Origin of the sequence: Pseudomonas sp. NPDC078416, from assembly GCF_050268485.1 — a bacterium.
Taxonomy (GTDB): Bacteria; Pseudomonadota; Gammaproteobacteria; order Pseudomonadales; family Pseudomonadaceae; genus Aquipseudomonas.
Genome location: NZ_JBNNGV010000001.1, coordinates 113,419 through 133,907 on the forward strand (window position 1 = coordinate 113,419; position 20,489 = coordinate 133,907).

A 20,489-nucleotide genomic window follows, 5' to 3' on the forward strand; every position below is an offset into this window, starting at 1 on the left:
TTCCGTCTCCAGTACAGGTATCCCAGATGAAACGTCCAAGTGGTCGCGCTGCCGATCAGCTTCGCCCGATCAATATCACGCGCAATTACACCAAGCACGCAGAGGGTTCTGTGCTGGTCGAGTTCGGTGATACCAAGGTGATCTGCACCGTCAGTGTTGAAAACGGCGTTCCGCGTTTTCTCAAGGGGCAGGGCCAGGGCTGGTTGACGGCTGAATACGGCATGCTGCCTCGGGCAACCGGTGAGCGTAACCAGCGCGAAGCCAGCCGTGGCAAACAGGGCGGCCGTACCCTCGAGATCCAGCGCCTGATCGGTCGCTCACTGCGCGCGGCACTGGACATGTCCAAGCTGGGTGAAATCACCTTGTACGTAGATTGCGACGTGATCCAGGCGGACGGCGGGACGCGCACTGCGTCGATTACCGGCTCCATGGTCGCGCTGATCGATGCACTCAAGTCGATCAAAAAGCGTGGCGGCCTCAAGGGCGGCGATCCGCTGAAACAGATGATCGCGGCCGTGTCGGTGGGCATGTATCAGGGCGAGCCGGTCCTGGACCTGGATTACCTTGAGGACTCCGCTGCCGAGACCGACCTCAACGTGGTCATGACCAACGCGGGCGGTTTCATCGAAGTTCAGGGTACTGCCGAGGGCGCGCCGTTCCAGCCTGAAGACCTCAACGCGATGCTTGCACTGGCTCAGAAAGGCATGAACGAAATCTTCGAATTGCAGCAGGCGGCACTGGCCGACTGATCGTTTCTACGTCAGAGCACTGCATCAAAACAGGGAAAGCATGATGATCGAGAGTCAGTCGCCGTTGCCAACGCCGAGTAAAGAAGTCCGTCAGTGGGCAATGCTGTGCCACTTCGCGGCATTTTTCGGCCTGATCTTTCCGTTCGGCAATTTGCTCGGGCCGCTGATCGTCTGGCAGCTCAAGAAAGAAGTCGATCCGTACATCGATGCTCAAGGCAAGGAAGCCCTCAACTTTCAGATCACAGTCGCCATTGCCGCGATGATCTGTTTTTTGCTGATGGTGGTGATCATCGGTTTTCCGCTGTTGATGCTGGTGGGCGTCGGCGCGCTGGTGCTGACGATCATCGCGGGCGTAAAGGTCAACGACGGCGTCGCCTACCGCTATCCGTTCACCTGGCGGTTGATCAAGTAAGCGCTTCCAGAGATCGGGCGATTGCCTGATCTGCGGACAAACAAAAGCCGACTTCACGTCGGCTTTTTTTTGAGCAACTGAACGTCAGATGGTGAGCGTCCAGTCGTAGTCCACGATCAGTGGCGCGTGTTGCGAGAAGCGCGGCTGGCGTGGAAGACGTGCACTGCGTACGAAACGGCGCAGGCCCGGGGTCAGCAGCTGATAATCGAAGCGCCAGCCCAGATTGAGCATCTCGGCCTGTTCGTTATCCGGCCACCAGCTGTACTGATCGCCCTCACGGCTGACTTCGCGCAGGGCATCGACATAACCCATGTTGCCAACGATCTCGTCCATCCACGCACGCTCTGGTGCGAGGAAGCCGGGAGATTGCTGGCTGTCGCGCCAGTTTTTGATGTCCAGCTTCTGTTGCGCCACGTACAGCGAGCCACAGTAAATGTACTCGCGACGTTTGCGTCGCTGCTTGTCGAGGTACTTGCCGAAGTCGTCCATGAGCTTGAATTTCTGATTCAAGTCTTCATCGCCGTTCATCCCGGAAGGGAGCAGCAAGGTCGCGATACTGACTTTGTCGAAATCTGCCTGCAGGTAACGCCCGTAACGGTCAGCCGTCTCGAAACCAAGACCGTTGATGACCGCCTTCGGTTGCAGCCGCGAGTAAAGCGCCACGCCACCCTGGGCAGGCACTTCGGCTTCGCAGGCATATAGGAAGTAGCCGTCCAGTTGGAAGGCTGGGTCGTCCAGTTCAAAGGCGGAGGCGCGGGTGTCCTGAAGGCAGATGACGTCGGCATTCTGAGCTTGCAGCCAACTGAGCAAACCACGCTCGACTGCAGCCTGAATACCATTAACGTTCACACTGATGATCCGCATAAATGGCCCCAAAAATCACGTGCGTGTATGATACCCGAGCTCTACCTAATTAGCTAAATCCGTGGTATTCGGGGCTTTTTTCATGCAGGCGTATCAACGCGATTTCATTCGTTTTGCCATCGATCGCGGAGTTTTGCGCTTCGGTGAGTTCACGTTGAAGTCTGGGCGCACCAGCCCTTACTTCTTCAATGCCGGTCTTTTCAACAGTGGTTCGGCCCTTGCCCAACTGGGTAAGTTCTACGCCGCCGCCGTGGTTGAAAGCGGTATCTCCTTCGATGTTCTGTTTGGCCCGGCCTACAAGGGTATTCCCCTTGCAGCGGCGACTGCCATGGCCCTTGCCGAGCAGCACAGTCTCGATCTCCCCTGGTGCTTCAACCGCAAAGAGGCGAAGGCGCATGGCGAAGGCGGCAGCCTGGTTGGCGCGCCGTTGACCGGCAATGTGCTGATCATCGACGACGTCATCACCGCAGGCACCGCTATTCGCGAGGTCATGCAGATCATTCAGGCCCAGGGCGCGAACGCTGCCGGCGTGCTGATCGCGCTGAACCGCCAGGAGCGTGGCAACGGCGAGCTGTCTGCCATTCAGGAAGTCGAGCGTGATTTCGGCATTCCGGTGGTGAGCATCGTATCGTTGAATCAGGTGCTGGAATTCCTGGCCGACGATCCTCAGCTCAAGCAGCATTTGCCTGCCGTCGAAGCGTACCGGGCCCAATACGGAATCTGAGCCTCCAAAAGGATGCGGTTTATGCTCAAACTGGGCACGTTGGGTTTTTGTCTGTCGCTGGGTTTGGGTTGCATCGCGAACGTTCATGCGGACGACGCCCCGGGCATCGTGCTGTATCGCTACGTCGACAGTCGCGGCGTGACCGTGCTTGATCGTCAGGGCGTGCCCCCCGAGTACGTCGGCAAGGGTTATGAAGTGCTTAACCAGCGCGGTCGCGTGGTGCAGACGATACCGCCTGCACCCTCCGCCGATGAATTACGCGACGCCCAGGCCGCCAAGCTTCAGTCCGACGCCGACGCGCATTTGCTGCGGCTGTACACCAGCGTCGAAGACGTCGACCGGGCGAAGAATCGTCGACTCGCCGAACTCGACGGGCTGATCGTCGTGGCGCAAGGCAACATCCAGAACCTCGTTACCCAGCAAGGCTCGCTGCAGACACAGGCGGCTGATCAAGAGAGGGCAGGGCATCCGGTGCCGAAGACGCTGCTTGATCAGATGGACGATTTACGCGATCAGCAACAAAACCTGAAAGTCGACATCCTGCGGTACCAGACGGCGCGAGCCCAGGCCGAGACCGAGTTCGCGCAGGATCGCGCCCGTGTGCAAAAACTGCTCGGTCGGTGATCACCGCTATGGGTGCGACTAAAAACCAGCCATAAAAAAGCCCCGCCCGGGAGTAAGCCGGGCGGGGCTTTTTACAGCTGCAATCAGTGACGCTTGCGATTGCTGATCAAGGTGCCGACGCCGGTATCGGTGAAGATCTCCAGCAGGACGGCATTGGGCACACGGCCGTCGATGATGTGCGAGGTGTTCACCCCGCCCTGAACCGCTTCCAGCGCGCAGCGGATCTTCGGCAGCATGCCGCCGTAGATGGTGCCGTCTGCGATCAGGCTATTCACCTGCTCGGTGGTCAGGCCTGTCAGCACTTTGCCTTCCTTGTCCATCAGGCCGGCGATGTTGGTCAGCAGCATCAGCTTTTCGGCCTTCAAGGCTTCAGCGACTTTGCCTGCCACTAGGTCGGCGTTGATGTTGTAGGACTCGCCATCGGCCCCCACACCAATTGGCGCAATCACCGGAATGAAATCGCCCTTCACCAGCATGTTAAGCAGGTCGGTGTTGATGCCGACCACTTCACCCACGTGACCGATGTCGATGATTTCCGGCTTGAGCATGTCCGGGGTCTGGCGCGTGACGTTCATCTTTTTCGCACGGATCAGCTGCGCGTCTTTGCCGGTCAGGCCGATGGCGCTGCCGCCGTGCCGGTTGATCAGGTTGACGATGTCCTTGTTGACCTGGCCGCCCAGCACCATTTCCACCACGTCCATGGTTTCTGCATCGGTCACACGCATGCCGTCCACGAAATGGCTCTCAATGGACAGGCGCTTCAGCAGGTCGCCAATCTGAGGGCCACCGCCGTGAACCACGACCGGGTTGATCCCCACCGCCTTCATCAGCACGATGTCGCGGGCGAAGCCGGTTTTCAGCTCGTCACTCTCCATGGCGTTGCCGCCGTATTTGATGACAAGCGTCTTGCCGACAAAGCGTCGGATGTAGGGCAACGCTTCGGAGAGGACCTTGGCGGCATTGGCTGCGGCATCACGTTCGAGGGTCATTTGGGCTCCACTCAAAATAGGGTCAAAAAGGAAGTTCTAGATCCGGTGCTACGTGTTTCAACTGGGTGTGAAAGACGTCCTTGATCCGTTGCAGCTCGAGCTCGGTTTCGGCTTCGAAGCGCAACACCAGCACTGGCGTGGTATTGGACGCGCGAACCAGGCCCCAGCCTTTCGGATAATCAACCCGCACACCATCAATGCTGGTGAGGTTGGCGTTGCCCCACTGCGCGTCGCGCTCCAACGCTTCCATGAGGCTGAACTTGCGGGTCTCGGTGACTTTGATGTTTATCTCAGGCGTTGATAGATCGTTTGGAAAGGTCTGAAAAAGCTCCTCGGCGCTGAGTTTTTCCTGGCTGAGGATTTCCAGCAGACGCGCCGCGCTGTAGATGCCGTCGTCGAAACCGTACCAGCGCTCCTTGAAGAAGATGTGTCCGCTCATCTCGCCTGCGAGCAGCGCGCCGCTTTCCTTCATCTTCTTCTTGATCAGCGAATGCCCAGTCTTCCACATAACCGGGCGGCCGCCGTATTCGTGGATCAACGGTATCAGGCGGCGCGTGCATTTGACGTCGAAAATCACATCGGCCCCGGGATTGCGCTTGACCACATCGCGGGCAAACAGCATCAGCAGGCGGTCAGGGTAGATGATGGTGCCGGTATTGGTGACGACACCGACACGATCAGCATCACCGTCGAAGGCCAGGCCCAGATCGGCACCGGTTTCACGGACCTTGGCGATCAGGTCCTGAAGATTCTCCGGCTTGCCCGGATCAGGGTGATGGTTGGGGAAATTGCCGTCGACTTCGCAGTACAGCGGGATGACTTCGCAATTCAGTGCTTCGATCAATTGCGGGGCGATGACGCCGCCTACACCGTTGCCGCAGTCCACCACCACTTTCATGCGCCGCGCGAGCACGACATCGCCAATGATCTGGCTGGCATAACGGTCGAGGATATTGACCTTGATGATGCTGCCTTTGGCAGATGGCAGGTCATTGGCCTTGATGCGTTCGTGCAGGGCCTGGATCTGCTCGTCTGCCAGGGTGTCGCCGGCGATGACGATCTTGAAACCGTTGTAATCCTTCGGGTTGTGGCTGCCCGTCAGCATGACGCCTGTTTTGCCCGCCAGCACGTGGGTGGCGTAATACAGCGCGGGGGTGGGCACCATGCCGATGTCGCTGACGTGGCAGCCGCTGTCATGCAGCCCCTTGATCAAGTCCGCGACCAGCTCAGGCCCCGAGAGTCGTCCGTCGCGGCCTACCGAAACATGCGGCTCGCCCTGCGCCAGACTTTCCGCACCGACGGCTCGGCCGATCCAGTAGGCGGTTTCGGCGCTCAGCGTATCGCCAACAATGCCGCGAATGTCATAGGCGCGAAATATCGTGTCGGGAAAGGGCGGGGCGCTGGACGCGCTGCTGATCATGGCGTGGGAGGGCTCCGGCTGCGGGCGTTCCTGGGGGTCATCGATCAAGTCGAGGTCAAGAATATCGGTGTCCTGGAAAAGCGGGTCGGTCAGGTGGTCGTCCTCCGACACGACGGGAAGGGGCGGTGCGGGACCGTTCAGCGATGACCCGGTTGTCGATGCGTGATCCGCCGGCGCAGCGCCCGTCGGACTATTGCGCAGCGAGAACCGCGCCATGCTCTGAGCGAGCCCGTTCAACGCGGGCAGGCTCAAGCTGAAGGCCTTGACGGCCTTGCCTCCGGAGAGTTCTTGCAGCAATTGCTCAAGCTGTCGCGCGTCGGCAGCGACCCGGCGCTTGAGCGCACTCTCGTTCAGGTACAACCCCAACAGCATCGCGCCGGCGGCAACCATCAAGGCGAGCAGCAGCATCAGCCAGGGCGTCGAGCCTTGCAGTGCGGGACCTGCGGCAAACGTCAGTTTCCAGTTGGGGTAGCCGGTAGAAAATTCCTGGGGACGGCTGCCATCGTCCTCGCCACGGGTGAGAAAATTCTGCGCGGTGGCGGTACCAAACTGTTGAGCGAGCACTACCTGACCGACATCGGCGGGTGTCTCGGGGAGTGCGTTGATCAGGCGCTGCGGATTAAACGCCAGCAATAGGGTGCCGGTGATCGGCGCGTCTGGCGCGGTGCGCAGGGGCGCGGCGCTGTAGATCAGCCATTTGTCGCCGACCTTTCGTGCTTCGGGAGCAGGCGTTTCGCCTTTGCCGGCCTTGGTCAGCATGTCCAGTGTGGCGAAGCTGACAGGGAGCGCGCTTTCGGTGTCTACGCCGTTGAACCCTACAGGGTTGAGCCGCGCACCCACCACGCCGTCGCGGTACCGCAGCTGATTCTGCGCGCCTTCGATGAACGTCGGATTGTTACTCAACAGGGCTTGGCTCAGCGCGGCGTCCATTGCAGCGGCCTGGGTGTCGGCGTTGATCTGGCGCAGTGCCTTGTTGACGGCCCCTGCCTGCGCGCTGCCCCAGGCCTGAACCAGCTGCTCCTGTTGCTGCGGCTGGCTTTGAATGGCAAGCCACACCAGCACCATTGCCGCGACCAGGCCGATGAGCGCAGGAATGAGGCCGGGACTCGCGAGGCTCAGATGGGCGTCTTTGCCCGTCGGGACAGTCGTTTCCGTGGTGGGGGTCGCTTTGGCCGTGCGTTTGATGCCTTTCAAACTAACTCTCCCTGCTGGGTCGTCCTGACGCGTTCTTGTTGTTTTCGCACCGCTCAAAGCCCGTCAGGCCACAAGCGACGCGTTAGCCAAAGTGAGTGTTTGTGGCCGGATCAGTGGCTGCCGGAGTGACCGAAGCCGCCTGCGCCGCGCTGACTTTCATCGAACTCTTCGACGATTTCAAAGTGCGCCTGCACCACTGGCACGAGTACAAGCTGAGCCAGACGCTCGCCGATGGAGATGTTGAAAGCGGTCTGGCCGCGGTTCCAGCAGGAGACCATCAGTTCGCCTTGATAATCGGAGTCGATCAGGCCCACCAGGTTGCCCAGCACGATGCCGTGCTTATGGCCCAGGCCAGAGCGCGGCAGAATCAGCGCAGCCAGGCCAGGGTCTGCGATGTATATCGACAACCCGGTGGGAATCAAGAGGGTCTGGCCGGGTTCGAGCAGGGTGTCTTCTTTCAGCATGGCGCGCAGGTCCAGGCCTGCCGAGCCTGAAGTGGCGTAAGCCGGAAGCGGGAATTCGCTGCCGATGCGAGGGTCGAGGATCTTGGCTTGTAGAGCGTGCATTCGTGATTAAACCTGGTTCATGCGATCGGCGATAAAAGTCACCAGCTGCCGCGCGATCTTGGCTTTGCTGGTCTGGGCGAAGAGCGTCGCTTGCAACGCTCGGTCGATCACGCTGCAGGCGTTTTCTTCGCTGTTGAAGCCAATGCTGGGATTGGCGACGTCATTGGCGACGATTAGATCAAGGTTCTTGTCCTTGAGCTTGCGTGCGGCGTAATCAAGCAGGTGTTCGGTTTCGGCCGCGAAGCCGACGCTGAACGGGCGATCCTGGCGCTGGGCAATGGCGGCGAGAATGTCCGGGTTGCGGACCATCTGCAGCAGAAGACCATCACCGGTCGTGGGATCTTTCTTCAATTTTTGTGTGGCGACGACTTCCGGCCGGTAGTCCGCGACGGCTGCGGAGGCGATGAAGAGATCGCAAGGCATGGCGTCTTCGCAGGCGGCGAGCATGTCGCGGGCACTGACAACGTCGACGCGCGATACCCGGTCAGGCGTCTGCAGGTTCACGGGGCCGGTGATCAGGGTGACGCGCGCGCCCGCTTCGGCAGCGGCCTCGGCCAGGGCAAAGCCCATTTTTCCGGAACTGTGATTGGTGATGTAGCGAACCGGGTCAATGTTTTCCTGAGTCGGGCCGGCGGTGATCAACACGTGCTTGCCGGTCAGCGTCAGGCGCTGGAAGCAATCGGCGGCCGATTGCGCCAGATCATTGGGTTCGAGCATGCGCCCGTAGCCGACGTCTCCACAGGCCTGGCTGCCGCTGGCCGGGCCGAACATGCGCAGACCGCGCTGTTCGAGCAGCTGCAGATTGGCCTGCACGGAGGGGTCGCGCCACATGGCCTGATTCATCGCGGGCGCGACGGCGACGATAGCGTCGGTCGCCAACACCACGGTGGTCAGCAAATCATTGGCAATGCCTTGGGCCAGGCGGGCCATAAGGTCGGCGGTACCCGGTGCGATGAGGATCATGTCGGCCCATTTGGCCAGCTCGATATGGCCCATGGCGGCTTCGGCTGCGGGGTCGAGCAAATCCAGGTGGACGGGGTGGCCGGACAAGGCCTGCATGGTCAGCGGGGTGATGAATTCAGCGCCGCCTTTGGTCATGACGACGCGGACTTCTGCACCGTGGTCGCGCAAACGGCGGACCAGTTCGGCGCTCTTGTAGGCCGCGATGCCACCGCCGACGCCGAGAACGATGCGTTTTCGATACAGCCGCTGCATAGGCCTGCCTTTAGGTCGGTTAACACGCGGCAATCATTGGCCTCCCCAGGCCTGACTGTCGCGCAAAAAAGAGCGGCTAAGATAGCACAGCGACCGCACGGGAACAGCGGCGCCACAGACAGGGAGCTGCTATGAGTATTCGCGATTGGCCGGCGGCAGAGCGTCCGCGGGAGAAGCTGCTGGAACGGGGGGCGTCGAGCTTGTCAGACGCTGAATTGCTGGCAATTTTCTTGCGCACGGGCGTCTCGGGCAGAAGTGCCGTGGACCTGGCCCGGCACCTTTTGAATCAGTTCGGCAGCCTGCGCGCGTTGCTGGAGGCCAACCTGACGGCGTTCAGCAGCGAGCTGGGTCTTGGGCCCGCCAAGTTCGCGCAGTTGCAGGCGGTCATGGAAATGGCCCGGCGCAACATGGGCGAGGATTTGAAGCGCGACTCTGTGCTGGAAAACCCGACCCAGGTGCGTCGCTACCTCAAGGCGCTGTTACGGCACGAGCCCCATGAAGTCTTTGGCTGCCTGTTTCTTGACAGCAAGAACCGGGTTCAGACGTTCGAAGTGCTGTTTCACGGCTCGATCAACACGGCGCATGTTCACGCGCGGCAGGTGGTCAAGCGGGCACTGGCCCACAACTCGGCAGGATTGATCCTCTGTCACAACCACCCTTCCGGCGTCAAAGACGCCAGCGAAGCCGACATCGACCTGACGCGGCATCTGAAACAGGCGCTGGCGCTGGTGGACGTGGTGGTGCTGGATCACTTGATCATCGGCGACGGCGATCCGTTGTCGATGGTTGAGTATGGTTTGATGTAGCGCCCGCGACGGAGGGTTGCCGCCGCATGTGGACTGGCCATGCCCCGAGTTGTAGGACCGGCTTCAGCCGGGAAGGCGTCGGCAGTTACACCGCAAAACTAACGGTGTGCGAACCGGCCTCTTCCCGGCTAAAGCCCGTCCCACTAAAAGCGTCGTGCGCATCCAGCGGCATCGGCGGTGACCTCGACAGTGGGACCGGCTTTAGCCGGGAAGGCGTCAGCAGTCACACCGCACATCTATGGTTTTTGCGAATTACTTCACGGTCACCTTTGAGAAGTCCTGCCGACCAAACGGGCTCACGCTGTAACCCTCAACATTCTTGCGAGTCAGCGCGTAGGCCGTTGGATGCGCGAGCGGCAACCACAATGCCTGCTTCTGGATCTGCTCCTGAGCCTGGTGATACAGCTTGCTGCGCTGGGCCTGATCGGTCACCGCCTTGCCCTGGCTGATCAGCTTGTCCAACCCTTCATCGCAGTAGCGCGCGAAGTTGGTCCCGGATTTGACGGCGGCGCAGGAGAATTGCGGCGTCAGGAAGTTATCCGGATCGCCGTTATCACCCGCCCAGCCCATGAACAGCAGGTCATGCTCGCCTGTTTTGGCGCGACGGATCAGCTCGCCCCATTCGATAACTTTGATCTCTGCCTTGATGCCTACAGCCGCCAGATCGTTCTGCAGCAACTGCGCGCCGGCGTTCGGATTGGGGTTGAGCAAGCTGCCTGACGGGCGAGTCCAGATTGTCGTCTTGAACCCGTCTTTCAGACCGGCCTTGGCCAGTAGGTCCTTGGCCTTCGCAACGTCATGTTTGTAGCCGGGCAAGTCGCTGGCGTAACCCCACGTTGTAGGCGGATACGGACCGTTGGCCGGGGTTGCCGAGCCTTCGAACACCGCTTTCAGGTAAGTGTCTTTGTCGAACGCCAGGTTGATTGCCTGACGGACTTCCGGCTTGTCCAGCGGTGGATGCTGGCTGTTGATCGCAAGGAAAGCGGTCATGAAGGCGGGCGTTTTTTCGACCAGCAGGCTTGAATCCTTCACGGCTTCTGCGACATCAAGGGGCTTGGGCGACAGGGCAACCTGGCACTCATTGCGACGAATTCGTTGAAGGCGAACGTTGGCGTCCGGCGTAATCGCATAGACCAGCGTATCGACGGCGGGCTTGCCGGCGAAGTAATCCGGATTGGCCTCGTAACGCACCACCGAGTCTTTCTGGAAACGCTTGAAGACGAACGGACCGGTGCCGATCGGCTGGCTGTTGAGCTTCTCCGGAGTGCCGGCCTTCAACAACTGCGCGGTGTACTCGGCGGAATAAATAGAAGCGAAGCCCATGCTGAGCGTCGCCAGAAATGTCGCGTCCGGGTGGTCCAGGGTGATGCGTACGGTGGAGGCATCAGTCGCTTCGACTTTCTTGATCAGCGATGGCCATTGCATCGACTGCGCGTGGGGGAAGCCCTGCGCAGCGACCTTGTTCCATGGATTGGCCGGATCGAGCATGCGCTGGAAGCTGAACACCACATCGTCAGCGTTAAGCTCGCGCGTCGGAGTGAAGTAATCGGTGTGATGGAATTTCACGCCGGCACGAAGTTTGAAGTCATAGGTCAGCCCGTCAGGCGACACGCTCCAGCTCTGCGCCAGGCTCGGTACCAGCTTGGCGTCCTTGGCGTCATAGTCCACCAGGCGGTTCATCAGCACGTCCGCCGAAGCATTGGTAGTGGTCAGCGAGTTGTACTGCACCACGTCGAAGCCTTCGGGGCTGGCTTCCGTGCAGACGCTCAGCGTCATTGCCGCCTGGGCCATCAATGGCGTGGACAGGGACGCGAGCAACAGGGGTAGAACGGCTAGGCGCATGGCGATTTTCCTTTCAGAGATAGCCCATCTGCCGGCGCAGTCTGGAGAGTCAGTAACCCTAGACCATCGATTGGTGCAGAACAATCGCCGCGGCGCGACGAGTGGTATATTTCCCGCCGCGCCTAACGCCGCTGGCCTTGTCGGGTTCAAAGCCTGTGCTTTCTGGCAGGCAATTCGTGGTTTGTGTTGTTGCACCGGGGGCTTTCTGGTATAAAGCAGCGCTCTTTTCTAGGGGCCCGCTGCCTTCACCGCAGGTGTGGCCGGTAAGACCCCTGAAGAAACGCGGCGCCTGGCGCCAAATGACTGAGAGATTAAGCGGCCAACCCATGCCGGGTTGGGCATGTGGTTTTAGAGGGCTGAGGCATGTCGAGAGTATGTCAAGTTACCGGTAAGGGTCCGGTAACCGGGAATAACATTTCCCACGCAAACAACAAAACCCGTCGTCGTTTCCTGCCAAACCTGCAGCATCACCGCTTCTGGGTTGAAGAAGAGAAACGCTTCGTACGTCTGCGCGTATCTGCTAAAGGCATGCGTATCATCGACAAGCGTGGTATCACGGTTGTTCTGGCCGAAATCCGCCGTGCTGGCGCGAAGGTCTAAGGGAGAAAATCATGCGTGAATTGATCCGTTTGGTGTCGACCGCTAACACCGGCCACTTCTACACCACCGACAAGAACAAGCGCACGACTCCGGACAAAATCGAAATTAAAAAATTCGATCCGGTTGTTCGTAAGCACGTGATCTACAAAGAAGCCAAAATCAAGTAATTGGTTTTTGCGTCTTACAAAAAAGCCCGCAGCGATGCGGGCTTTTTTGTGGCTGAAGGAAAGCTGGCCACAGAACCCTCAAGCCTTCTGTTCGAACACCACATAGATCTTGCGGCAGGCTTCCAGCACTTCCCACGTCCCTTTAAAACCTGCGGGAATCACGAAACGGTCACCGGCGCGCAGGGTTTTCGACTTGCCGTCTTCGTCACGAAGGACGGAGACGCCCTGCACGATTTCACAGTACTCGTGTTCGGTGTAATTCACGTTCCATTGGCCGACTTCCCCTTCCCAGACGCCTGCATTCAGCTGTCCGCACGGGCTGTTGTAGTGGTTGTAAACCGTCTGGTTTGGCTCGCCCTTGAGAATCTTTTCAGCGGCAGGCGTGAAACGCTCCGCTGCAGTAGTGGCTTCGCTGAAGTCGACGATGCTTTCGATGCTCATATCTGATTCCTGAAAGTGGGCGCTGCGTGATTGTTGCTTGCCGGGGACCGGATGGAAAGCGCGGGCAAGCCCGGGCGGCTGTTGAATAAAATGCACGATCCGGCCAGATTTCGCCCACTTATGTCCAATATATTGGAAATTCGGCCAATGCTGGTTTAGGGTGGCGAATGCCTTCGGCCGATCCGATGACGCGTCAGGCCCTGTCCTGAAGCCCGATTCGAGTGCGAAGACGCGCCTATTTCATAAGAGGAGGACGTTTCATGACCACCCTGACTCATGCTGACTGGGAACAACGCGCCCAGGATCTGAAAATCGAAGGCCGTGCTTTCATCAACGGTGAATACACAGACGCCGCATCCGGCTCGACGTTCGACTGCATCAGTCCGGTCGATGGCCGCTTCCTCGCCCACGTCGCCAGTTGTGACGCCGCCGACGCGCAACGCGCCGTCGAAAACGCCCGGGCTACGTTCAATTCCGGCGTCTGGTCGCGATTGGCGCCGGCCAAGCGCAAGGCCGCCATGCTTCGTCTGGCCGAGCTGATCAACGAGAATGTCGAAGAGCTCGCGCTGCTCGAAACACTCGACATGGGCAAGCCCATCAGCGACTCCTACGGCATCGACATTCCCGGCTCCGCTCAGGCGTTGAGCTGGAGCGGCGAGGCCATCGACAAGCTCTACGACGAAGTAGCGCCCACCCCGCACGATCAACTGGGCCTGGTGACTCGCGAGCCGATTGGTGTGGTGGCGGCCATTGTGCCGTGGAATTTCCCGCTGCTGATGGCTTCCTGGAAGCTCGGTCCTGCGCTGTCGAGCGGCAACTCGGTGATCCTCAAACCGTCGGAAAAATCCCCGCTGACCGCGATCCGCGTCGCTCAGCTCGCCATTGAGGCCGGTATTCCGGCTGGCGTGCTGAACGTGCTGCCGGGTTACGGCCACACGGTGGGTAAAGCACTGGCGCTGCACATGGACGTCGACACGGCGGTATTCACCGGTTCGACGAAGATTGCCAAGCAATTGCTGATCTACTCGGGCGAATCGAACATGAAGCGCGTCTGGCTGGAAGCTGGCGGCAAGAGCCCGAACATCGTCTTTGCCGATGCGCCGGATCTGCAAGCTGCGGCGGAATCTGCGGCCAGCGCCATCGCTTTCAACCAGGGCGAGGTCTGCACGGCCGGCTCCCGTCTGTTGGTCGAGCGCTCGATCAAGGAGAAATTCCTGCCGATGGTGATCGACGCGCTGAAAGCCTGGAAGCCGGGCAACCCGCTTGATCCGGCAACCACGGTCGGCGCGCTGGTCGACACCCAGCAGATGAACACCGTCCTTTCTTACATCGAAGCCGGCCACACCGATGGCGCCAAGCTGGTCGTTGGTGGCAAGCGCATTCTTCAGGAAACCGGCGGCACCTACGTTGAGCCGACGATCTTCGACGGCGTGACCAACGCGATGAAGATCGCGCAGGAAGAGATCTTCGGACCGGTGCTTTCTGTGCTGACCTTCGATACCGCTGAAGAAGCCATTCAGATTGCCAACGACACGCCTTATGGCCTGGCCGCGGCGGTGTGGACGGCCGACTTGTCCAAGGCGCATCTGACTGCGAAGGCGTTGCGCGCGGGCAGCGTGTGGGTCAATCAGTACGATGGCGGCGACATGACCGCGCCGTTTGGTGGCTTCAAGCAGTCCGGCAACGGGCGCGACAAGTCGCTGCATGCGTTCGATAAATACACCGAGCTGAAAGCGACCTGGATCAAGCTGTAACAGGCCGCGCGCGCTTCAACACTCAGTCGCTGTAAAAAACCAACGCAGCCGGGCTTTCCTCAAAGCCCGGCTGTTTTGTTTCGTCCTTTTGAGCCACAGGAGCGTGGTGATGCGTTGGGGTACTTATTTCGCTGTGCTGGCCTCGGTATTGAGCGTCGGCCTGGCGCTGGGCGTGAGCATGCCGCTGGTGTCGCTGCGGCTGGAAGCCTGGGGTTACGGCGCGTTTGCCATCGGCGTCATGGCTGCGATGCCTGCGATCGGCGTGTTGCTGGGTGCCAGCCTTGCCAGCCGACTCGCTTCAAGATTCGGCACCGCCAACCTGATGCGGCTCTGCCTGTGGGCTGGGTCATTTTCAGTGGGTTTGCTGGCGTTACTGCCCAATTACTGGATCTGGCTGGTCCTGCGCCTGATGCTCGGGACGATCCTCACGATTGTGTTCGTGCTCGGGGAAAGCTGGATCAACCAGCTGGTGATCGAACGGCTGCGCGGCAAGCTGGTGGCGCTGTACGGCAGTTCCTATGCGCTTAGCCAGCTGGGCGGACCGGTGCTGCTGGGCTTCATTGGCACGGAAGCAGATTACGGGTTCTGGGTCGGGACCCTGTTGCTGGCGGTATCGCCGTTTCTATTGCTGGGCAGAACCGGTGCGCCGAGCGCGGAAGCCAGCCATGTAACGCTGCGCGATCTCGGCGGGTTCTGTCGGAGTTTGCCGGCGATTGCATGGGCCATCGCGTTATTCGCCGGGTTTGAAGCGATGATTCTGACCTTGCTACCGGTGTATTGCCTGCAGCAGGGTTTCACGCCTGAAATTGCCCTGGCGATGGTCAGCACCGTGGTGGTGGGTGATGCGCTTCTGCAACTGCCGATTGGTGCGCTGGCTGACAGGGTGTCCCGTCGGCGGCTGTTTTCCGGGTGTGCGCTGGTGCTGATGGTGTCGAGCCTGGCGATCCCGCTGCTGGTCGACACAATCGCCATCTGGCCGCTGTGGGTGTTGTTCGGTGCCAGTGCGGGTGGGCTGTTCACGCTGTCGCTGATCCTGATTGGCGAGCGCTATCGCGATGACGCCCTGGTGCGCGCCAATGCCCACGTCGCTCAGCTATGGGGGATCGGTTGCCTGCTCGGTCCGTTGGCGGCAGGCGCTGGTAGCCAGTGGGTCAGCGGTCAGGCGCTGCCGTTGCTGATGGCGGCAGGCGCGCTGGGGTTGGTGATCCTGTCCCAGCGTCCCAAGGCGTTTGGCGCGCAAGCGGTGGCGGCTTAAAGCATCTTTTCTAGCCCGACCGCCGTGCTGAACCAGGCGTTCATCCGCCGCCACCAGTCGCCAGGCTCTTTGGACAGCGTGTGGATTTTGCCGTTGTCCTCGGTCACCCACACCAGCCGGTCGTTCTCCAGCTTGACCTGATAGCTGATGGCCGGCGCCATACCCTGAAGCGCCAGTTCGCGCAGGTATTCGGTCAGCTCGGGGCTGTCGACCAGCACGCCGACTTCGGTGTTCCACAGCACTGAACGTGGGTCGAAATTGAACGAGCCCACGAACATCTTCTGCCGGTCAAAGATCATCGCCTTGCTGTGCAGGCTTGATTCCGAGCCGCCCTTGATCAGGTTTGTGTGCAGAAATGCAGGTCCGCTGCCCTTGGCGTTGCTCGGGTCTCCTGGCTGGCGGCGCAGCTCGAACAGCTTCACGCCGTGCTCCAGTAGCGCTCGGCGGTAAGGCGCGTAACCTCCATGCACCGCCGGTACATCGGTGGCCTCCAGCGAGTTCGTCAACAGGTTCACTGACACGCCTTTATCCGAGAGCCCGGTCAGGTAGACCAAGCCTTCTTGCCCGGGCACGAAGTAGGCAGAGATCAGCATCAGTTCCTTATGCACGTTGCCCAGATCAGGGCTGAGTTGGGTCGCCAACAGCAGGTGCGGGTCAGGCTCGCCCCGTGACAGCACCTTGGTCGGCGCGTCCCACAAGGCCTGGTTGTGCGCCCAGATCAGCTCATTGAGCCAGGTTTTCATGCGCGGGTGAGCCCGATAGTCCATCAGCCGTTCATACAGGGCCTTTTTGTCCACGTGCGCCTGATCCAGCGACTCGGCCAGACGCACGCGCGCCTTGGCCAGATCCTTGCGGTCGGGCGGCCAGTAGAGGAAGTCGTTGATCGGCTTGCTGAGCGTGCTGTTCCAGTACTGATCGAAGCTGTGACCCAGCTGTTCGGCGACCGGGCCCACGCTGAGCATGTCGATGTCGGTGAAATTCAGATTGGGTTCGGCGTCGAAATACTCATCGCCCAGATTGCGCCCGCCGACGATGGCCACGGCGCCGTCGGCCAGCCACAGTTTGTTGTGCATGCGTCGATGCTGTTGGGACAGATTGAACAGCCGGCCCAGATTACGGGTGGCGCCCATGCTGCGGCCCAGATTGAGCGGATTGAACAGGCGGATCTGAATGTTCGGGTGCGCAGCGAGTGTGGCGATGACTTCATCCAGCCCGTCGCTGGTGGTGTCGTCCAGCAGGATGCGCACGCGAACGCCGCGATCGGCGGCTTTGAGCAATTCATCAACCAGCGCCCGGGTGCTCAAGCCGTCGTGAACGATGTAGTACTGCAGGTCCAGGCTGGTTTTGGCGTTGCGAATCAGCTCGGCGCGGGCCATGAAGGCTTCGGTGCTGTTGGGCAGCAGGCGGAAGCCCGAGCGACCTTCGTGAGGTGCAGCCTGGGCCATGATCGAGCGACCGAACGAAGACTGCGCCGCTGGCAGCGCCTGACTCGGGCCGTCGGGGGCGGACGTGTGTGCGCAACCGCCGAGGGCTAGGGCCAGGAGGAGGGGCACCGCCCGTAAGTTTGTCAACGCGGTCATCCGAAAATCAGTCATGGCGATGTGACCGCACTTTTTCTAAAAGGTTAAAAGTTGAAAAAGGTTAAAAACTGCAAAAGTTTAAAAGCTGCAAATGGTTATGCAGGCTCGACGCGCTGCATGAGCTGCGCCGTGGCAGCGCCGACCTTGCGCACCGCGTCTTCGATTTGCGCGGTCGGCTTGGCGGCAAAGTTCATGCGCAGGCAGTTTCTGTATTTGCCGGACGCCGAAAAGATGCTGCCGACGGCAATCTGTACGCCTTGCCCCTGCAACGCGCGGTTCAGGCGCAAGGAGTCGAAATCTTCCGGCAGCTCGATCCACAGCATGAATCCGCCCTGGGGACGACTCACGCGGGTACCTTCCGGGAAGTAGCGCGTCACCCAGCCGGTCATCAGGTCGCGACTGCGCTGGTACTGGCCGCGCATGCGGCGCATGTGCGGCTCGTAGTGCCCGGCCTTGAGAAAATCGGAAATCGCCAGCTGCGGCTGGGTCGCGGTCGAACCGGTGCTGATGTATTTCATGTGCAGGGCGCGATCAAGGTATCGACCGGGCGCGACCCAGCCGACGCGCAAACCCGGCGCCAGCGTTTTGGAAAACGAGCTGCACAGCAGGACGCGTCCGTCTTCGTCGAAGGATTTGATCGTGCGCGGGCGAGGGTAGGTGTAGGCCAGGTCGCCATACACATCGTCTTCGATGATCGCCACGTCGAAGCGTTGCGCCAGGGTCAGCAGTGCGCGTTTGCGGTCCTCCGGCATGATGTAGCCCAACGGGTTGTTGCAGCTCGGCGTCAGCTGTATGGCCTTTATCGGCCACTGTTCCAGCGCCAGCTCCAATGCGTCGAGGCTGATGCCGGTAAGCGGATCGGTGGGGATTTCCAGGGCTTTCATGCCGAGCCCCTTGAGCGCCTGCATGGCGCCGTGAAAGCTGGGCGAGTCGACTGCGACGATGTCGCCCGGCTCGCAGACCGAACGGATGCAGATGGCCAGTGCTTCCTGGGCGCCGGTGGTGATCACCAGATCGTCCGGATCGATGTTGGTGCCGGAATCCAGCAGCAGCCGGGCGACTTGTTCCCTCAGGCAGCGCCGGCCGTGGATATTGTCGTAATACAGCCCGGGCATGTCAGAGCGGCGGCTGATCCTGCCCAGCGCCTGGGTCAGTGGGCGCAGGGTCGGGCTGGTGACGTCGGGCATGCCGCGACCCAGCTGTACGACGTCAGGGCTGGGGGCGGCTCGCGCCAGTTCCAGCACCTGATCCCACTGAGAGATTTCCACCGGGCGCTGAGCGGGGCGGCCTATCGCAGGCAGGGCGGGCGTTTTGCGGCCAGCCGGTACGAAGTACCCGGACTTGGGGCGTGGTAGCGCGAGGCCGTTGTCCTCCAGCAATCGATACGCCTGCTGCACCGTGCTCAGGCTGACACCATGCTCAAGACTCAATGCACGCACCGAAGGCAGCCGGTCGCCGGGGCGATAAAAACCGTTTTCGATGCGCGTGCCGAGCAATTCGGCGAGGTTGACGTAGAGCGTCACGGCGTACTCCCATAAAGTGATGTGATCGGCAGACCGATACAGATGTTGGGAAAATACAGCATTCAGCGCCGGATGAAACCGATCTGTATGCAAAGAATAATAATTCTTTGGATCTGTAATGGTTTTCCATACAGACACATCATGAATCCACTCGAAACCCACCATGAGGTGTCTGAAAATGAGCGGAATAAGTGATGTTCGGTTAACGCTGTATGCAGGTGAGCTGGTCCGTGAGCATGAAGCGGGCTCGCGCATCAACGCGCCGGAAGGGCTGGGAATGTGGGGTCTGTTTCAGCATCGCCGAGCCAGTCGGCGCGCGTTGTTGAAACTGACTGACGAGCAACTGAAGGATGTTGGCTTGAGCAGTGAGCAAGCGCGCCATGAGGGGCTCAAGGCTTTCTGGCGCGAATGAGGCCTTTGACAGTCGGCCTCACAGGGCGAGTCCGGTTACACCAGCTCTTTGAAGCGGTGCCACAACATCCCCAGCGCCAGCAGCGGCGAACTCAAATGTTTACCGCCCGGGAAGGTGATGTGAGGGACTTTGGCAAAGAGCTCAAACCCGCCACTGTGTTGGCCGATGATGGCCTCAGCCAGTAACTTGCCCGCCAGATGCGTTGCGTTCAGCCCGTGCCCCGCATACGCCTGGGCGTAGAACACGTTTGGATGCGTGTGCAGTCGCCCGATCTGCGGCAAGCGGTTGGCGCCGATACCGATCATTCCGCCCCACTGAAAATCGATCTTCACGTCTTTGAGTTGTGGGAACACCTTGAGCATCTTCGGCTGCATGTACGCGGCAATGTCACTCGGGTCCCGGCCTGAGTAGTGACAAGCGCCGCCGAACAGCAGGCGCCGATCAGCCGACAGCCGAAAATAATCCACCGCCACGCGCTGATCGCACATCGCGGTATTGCGTGGAATCAGTTGGCTGGCGAGTTGTTCACTCAGCGGCTCGGTGGCGATGACGTAACTGCCTGCGGGCAAAACCTTGCCGCTCAACTCCTCGTCGAGTCCGTTGAGATACGCATTGCAGCCCAGCACCAGCGTACTGGCGAGCACCAGGCCGTGGGCTGTATGAATATTGACCTCTGCCCCGTATTCCAGCCGCGTCGCTGCCGAGTGTTCGAACACCTGTACGCCCAACGACTGGGCGATCGCGGCTTCTGCCAGCGCCAGGTTCAGCGGGTGCAGATGGCCCGAGCCCATGTCCAGCATGGCGCCGGCGTAGTTGGGTGAGCCAATGACGCTGTTCATGTTGCTCGCATCAATCAGCTCAAGCGTATGCCGGTAACCCAGGCTGCGCAGCTCTTCGGCGTCTCTGGCAAAGCCCTCGAATTCCTTGGGCTTGTTCGCCAGGTCGCAATAGCCCCAGGTCAGATCGCAGTCGATCTGGTATTTGTTGACACGCTCGCGGACGATTTCCACCGCTTCCAGGCCCATCAGCTTAAGCTGACGAACGCCGTCCTCGCCGATGACATTGCTGAACTGGTCCACATCATGGCCGACGCCGCGGATCAGTTGCCCGCCGTTGCGACCGCTCGCGCCCCAGCCGACCTTGTGTGCCTCCAGCAGCACCACTTTCAAACCGCGTTCAGCCAGCTCGATCGCTGTGTTCAGCCCGGAAAACCCGCCGCCGATGATGCAGACGTCGGTTTTGACCTCGCCGTGCAGGGCAGGGTAATCAGGTTGAGTATGGCGGGTGGCAGCGTAGTAAGAGGCCGCGTGATCAGACAATCCGGGCTGGGGAGACCGAGCATTCATGTTGAA

General features: G+C 60.4%; 20 protein-coding genes. 10 read left to right on the top strand and 10 right to left on the bottom strand.

Going from position 1 to position 20,489, the window contains the following annotated elements:
- The first annotated feature begins 26 nt into the window (after nucleotides 1–26).
- Both rph and ACQKEN_RS00525 read left to right on the top strand, forming a co-directional pair.
- Nucleotides 27–749 carry a ribonuclease PH gene (rph, locus tag ACQKEN_RS00520; RefSeq protein WP_427682893.1) on the top strand — a complete coding sequence of 241 codons (723 nt, stop codon included), beginning with the start codon at nucleotides 27–29 and terminating at the stop codon, nucleotides 747–749.
- Between the two features lie 43 nt (nucleotides 750–792).
- Nucleotides 793–1,161: a DUF4870 domain-containing protein gene (locus ACQKEN_RS00525; protein ID WP_065988228.1), complete on the top strand. Its 369-nt coding sequence runs from the start codon at nucleotides 793–795 to the stop codon at nucleotides 1,159–1,161.
- A gap of 84 nt (nucleotides 1,162–1,245) precedes the next feature.
- Here ACQKEN_RS00525 and ACQKEN_RS00530 read toward each other — a convergent pair whose 3' ends face one another.
- On the bottom strand, nucleotides 1,246–2,025 hold the full coding sequence (locus ACQKEN_RS00530; protein ID WP_065988229.1) for an exodeoxyribonuclease III: 780 nt from the start codon (nucleotides 2,023–2,025) through the stop codon (nucleotides 1,246–1,248).
- A gap of 82 nt (nucleotides 2,026–2,107) precedes the next feature.
- On the opposite strand from ACQKEN_RS00530, the gene pyrE reads away from it, so the two are divergent.
- Nucleotides 2,108–2,749: an orotate phosphoribosyltransferase gene (pyrE, locus tag ACQKEN_RS00535; RefSeq protein WP_427682896.1), complete on the top strand. Its 642-nt coding sequence runs from the start codon at nucleotides 2,108–2,110 to the stop codon at nucleotides 2,747–2,749.
- 12 nt (nucleotides 2,750–2,761) lie between these two features.
- On the top strand, nucleotides 2,762–3,373 hold the full coding sequence (locus ACQKEN_RS00540) for a DUF4124 domain-containing protein (RefSeq protein WP_427682898.1): 612 nt from the start codon (nucleotides 2,762–2,764) through the stop codon (nucleotides 3,371–3,373).
- An 83-nt stretch (nucleotides 3,374–3,456) separates the two neighbouring features.
- Here ACQKEN_RS00540 and argB read toward each other — a convergent pair whose 3' ends face one another.
- From argB to coaBC, 4 genes are all read right to left on the bottom strand, one after another.
- The gene (gene argB, locus ACQKEN_RS00545) at nucleotides 3,457–4,362 is read right to left on the bottom strand and encodes an acetylglutamate kinase (RefSeq protein WP_065988232.1); all 906 of its coding nucleotides are present in this window, start codon (nucleotides 4,360–4,362) and stop codon (nucleotides 3,457–3,459) included.
- Nucleotides 4,363–4,384: 22 nt separating this feature from the next.
- Nucleotides 4,385–6,976: a phosphomannomutase/phosphoglucomutase gene (locus tag ACQKEN_RS00550; RefSeq protein WP_427682900.1), complete on the bottom strand. Its 2,592-nt coding sequence runs from the start codon at nucleotides 6,974–6,976 to the stop codon at nucleotides 4,385–4,387.
- Between the two features lie 110 nt (nucleotides 6,977–7,086).
- Entirely contained in the window at nucleotides 7,087–7,542 is a 456-nt protein-coding gene (dut, locus tag ACQKEN_RS00555; protein WP_265387661.1) for a dUTP diphosphatase, read from the bottom strand.
- A gap of 6 nt (nucleotides 7,543–7,548) precedes the next feature.
- Nucleotides 7,549–8,757, bottom strand: coding sequence for a bifunctional phosphopantothenoylcysteine decarboxylase/phosphopantothenate--cysteine ligase CoaBC (coaBC, locus tag ACQKEN_RS00560; protein ID WP_427682901.1), 1,209 nt, complete (start codon nucleotides 8,755–8,757; stop codon nucleotides 7,549–7,551).
- A gap of 131 nt (nucleotides 8,758–8,888) precedes the next feature.
- Between coaBC and radC the strand changes: the two genes are divergently transcribed.
- On the top strand, nucleotides 8,889–9,563 hold the full coding sequence (radC, locus tag ACQKEN_RS00565; protein ID WP_065988236.1) for a RadC family protein: 675 nt from the start codon (nucleotides 8,889–8,891) through the stop codon (nucleotides 9,561–9,563).
- 252 nt (nucleotides 9,564–9,815) lie between these two features.
- Here the strand turns inward: radC and ACQKEN_RS00570 are convergent, their stop codons facing one another.
- Nucleotides 9,816–11,405 carry an ABC transporter substrate-binding protein gene (locus ACQKEN_RS00570; protein WP_427682902.1) on the bottom strand — a complete coding sequence of 530 codons (1,590 nt, stop codon included), beginning with the start codon at nucleotides 11,403–11,405 and terminating at the stop codon, nucleotides 9,816–9,818.
- A 363-nt stretch (nucleotides 11,406–11,768) separates the two neighbouring features.
- On the opposite strand from ACQKEN_RS00570, the gene rpmB reads away from it, so the two are divergent.
- Nucleotides 11,769–12,005: a 50S ribosomal protein L28 gene (gene rpmB / locus ACQKEN_RS00575; RefSeq protein ID WP_037016669.1), complete on the top strand. Its 237-nt coding sequence runs from the start codon at nucleotides 11,769–11,771 to the stop codon at nucleotides 12,003–12,005.
- Nucleotides 12,006–12,016: 11 nt separating this feature from the next.
- Complete coding sequence (gene rpmG, locus ACQKEN_RS00580; RefSeq protein ID WP_010225867.1) at nucleotides 12,017–12,172, top strand: 50S ribosomal protein L33; 156 nt, start codon at nucleotides 12,017–12,019, stop codon at nucleotides 12,170–12,172.
- Nucleotides 12,173–12,250: 78 nt separating this feature from the next.
- Here the strand turns inward: rpmG and ACQKEN_RS00585 are convergent, their stop codons facing one another.
- Entirely contained in the window at nucleotides 12,251–12,613 is a 363-nt protein-coding gene (locus ACQKEN_RS00585) for a cupin domain-containing protein (RefSeq protein ID WP_427682905.1), read from the bottom strand.
- A 260-nt stretch (nucleotides 12,614–12,873) separates the two neighbouring features.
- Here ACQKEN_RS00585 and ACQKEN_RS00590 point away from each other — a divergent pair, with 260 nt between their 5' ends.
- Together ACQKEN_RS00590 and ACQKEN_RS00595 are read left to right on the top strand one after the other, a co-directional pair.
- Nucleotides 12,874–14,367, top strand: a complete 1,494-nt coding sequence (locus tag ACQKEN_RS00590; RefSeq protein WP_427682907.1) for an aldehyde dehydrogenase — start codon at nucleotides 12,874–12,876, stop codon at nucleotides 14,365–14,367.
- A gap of 109 nt (nucleotides 14,368–14,476) precedes the next feature.
- Nucleotides 14,477–15,622, top strand: coding sequence for an MFS transporter (locus ACQKEN_RS00595; protein WP_427682908.1), 1,146 nt, complete (start codon nucleotides 14,477–14,479; stop codon nucleotides 15,620–15,622).
- On the opposite strand, the gene ACQKEN_RS00600 is transcribed toward ACQKEN_RS00595, so the two are convergent.
- Nucleotides 15,619–17,193, bottom strand: a complete 1,575-nt coding sequence (locus tag ACQKEN_RS00600) for a phospholipase D family protein (protein WP_427683767.1) — start codon at nucleotides 17,191–17,193, stop codon at nucleotides 15,619–15,621. The genes ACQKEN_RS00595 and ACQKEN_RS00600 overlap by 4 nt on opposite strands.
- 104 nt (nucleotides 17,194–17,297) lie before the next feature.
- Nucleotides 17,298–18,725 (bottom strand): PLP-dependent aminotransferase family protein, encoded by a 1,428-nt coding sequence (locus ACQKEN_RS00605; protein ID WP_427682910.1) that lies wholly within the window; start codon nucleotides 18,723–18,725, stop codon nucleotides 17,298–17,300.
- A 178-nt stretch (nucleotides 18,726–18,903) separates the two neighbouring features.
- On the opposite strand from ACQKEN_RS00605, the gene ACQKEN_RS00610 reads away from it, so the two are divergent.
- Nucleotides 18,904–19,137: a DUF1127 domain-containing protein gene (locus tag ACQKEN_RS00610; RefSeq protein ID WP_427682911.1), complete on the top strand. Its 234-nt coding sequence runs from the start codon at nucleotides 18,904–18,906 to the stop codon at nucleotides 19,135–19,137.
- Between the two features lie 35 nt (nucleotides 19,138–19,172).
- Here the strand turns inward: ACQKEN_RS00610 and ACQKEN_RS00615 are convergent, their stop codons facing one another.
- Entirely contained in the window at nucleotides 19,173–20,483 is a 1,311-nt protein-coding gene (locus tag ACQKEN_RS00615; protein ID WP_427682913.1) for an NAD(P)/FAD-dependent oxidoreductase, read from the bottom strand.
- Nucleotides 20,484–20,489 lie beyond the last annotated feature (6 nt).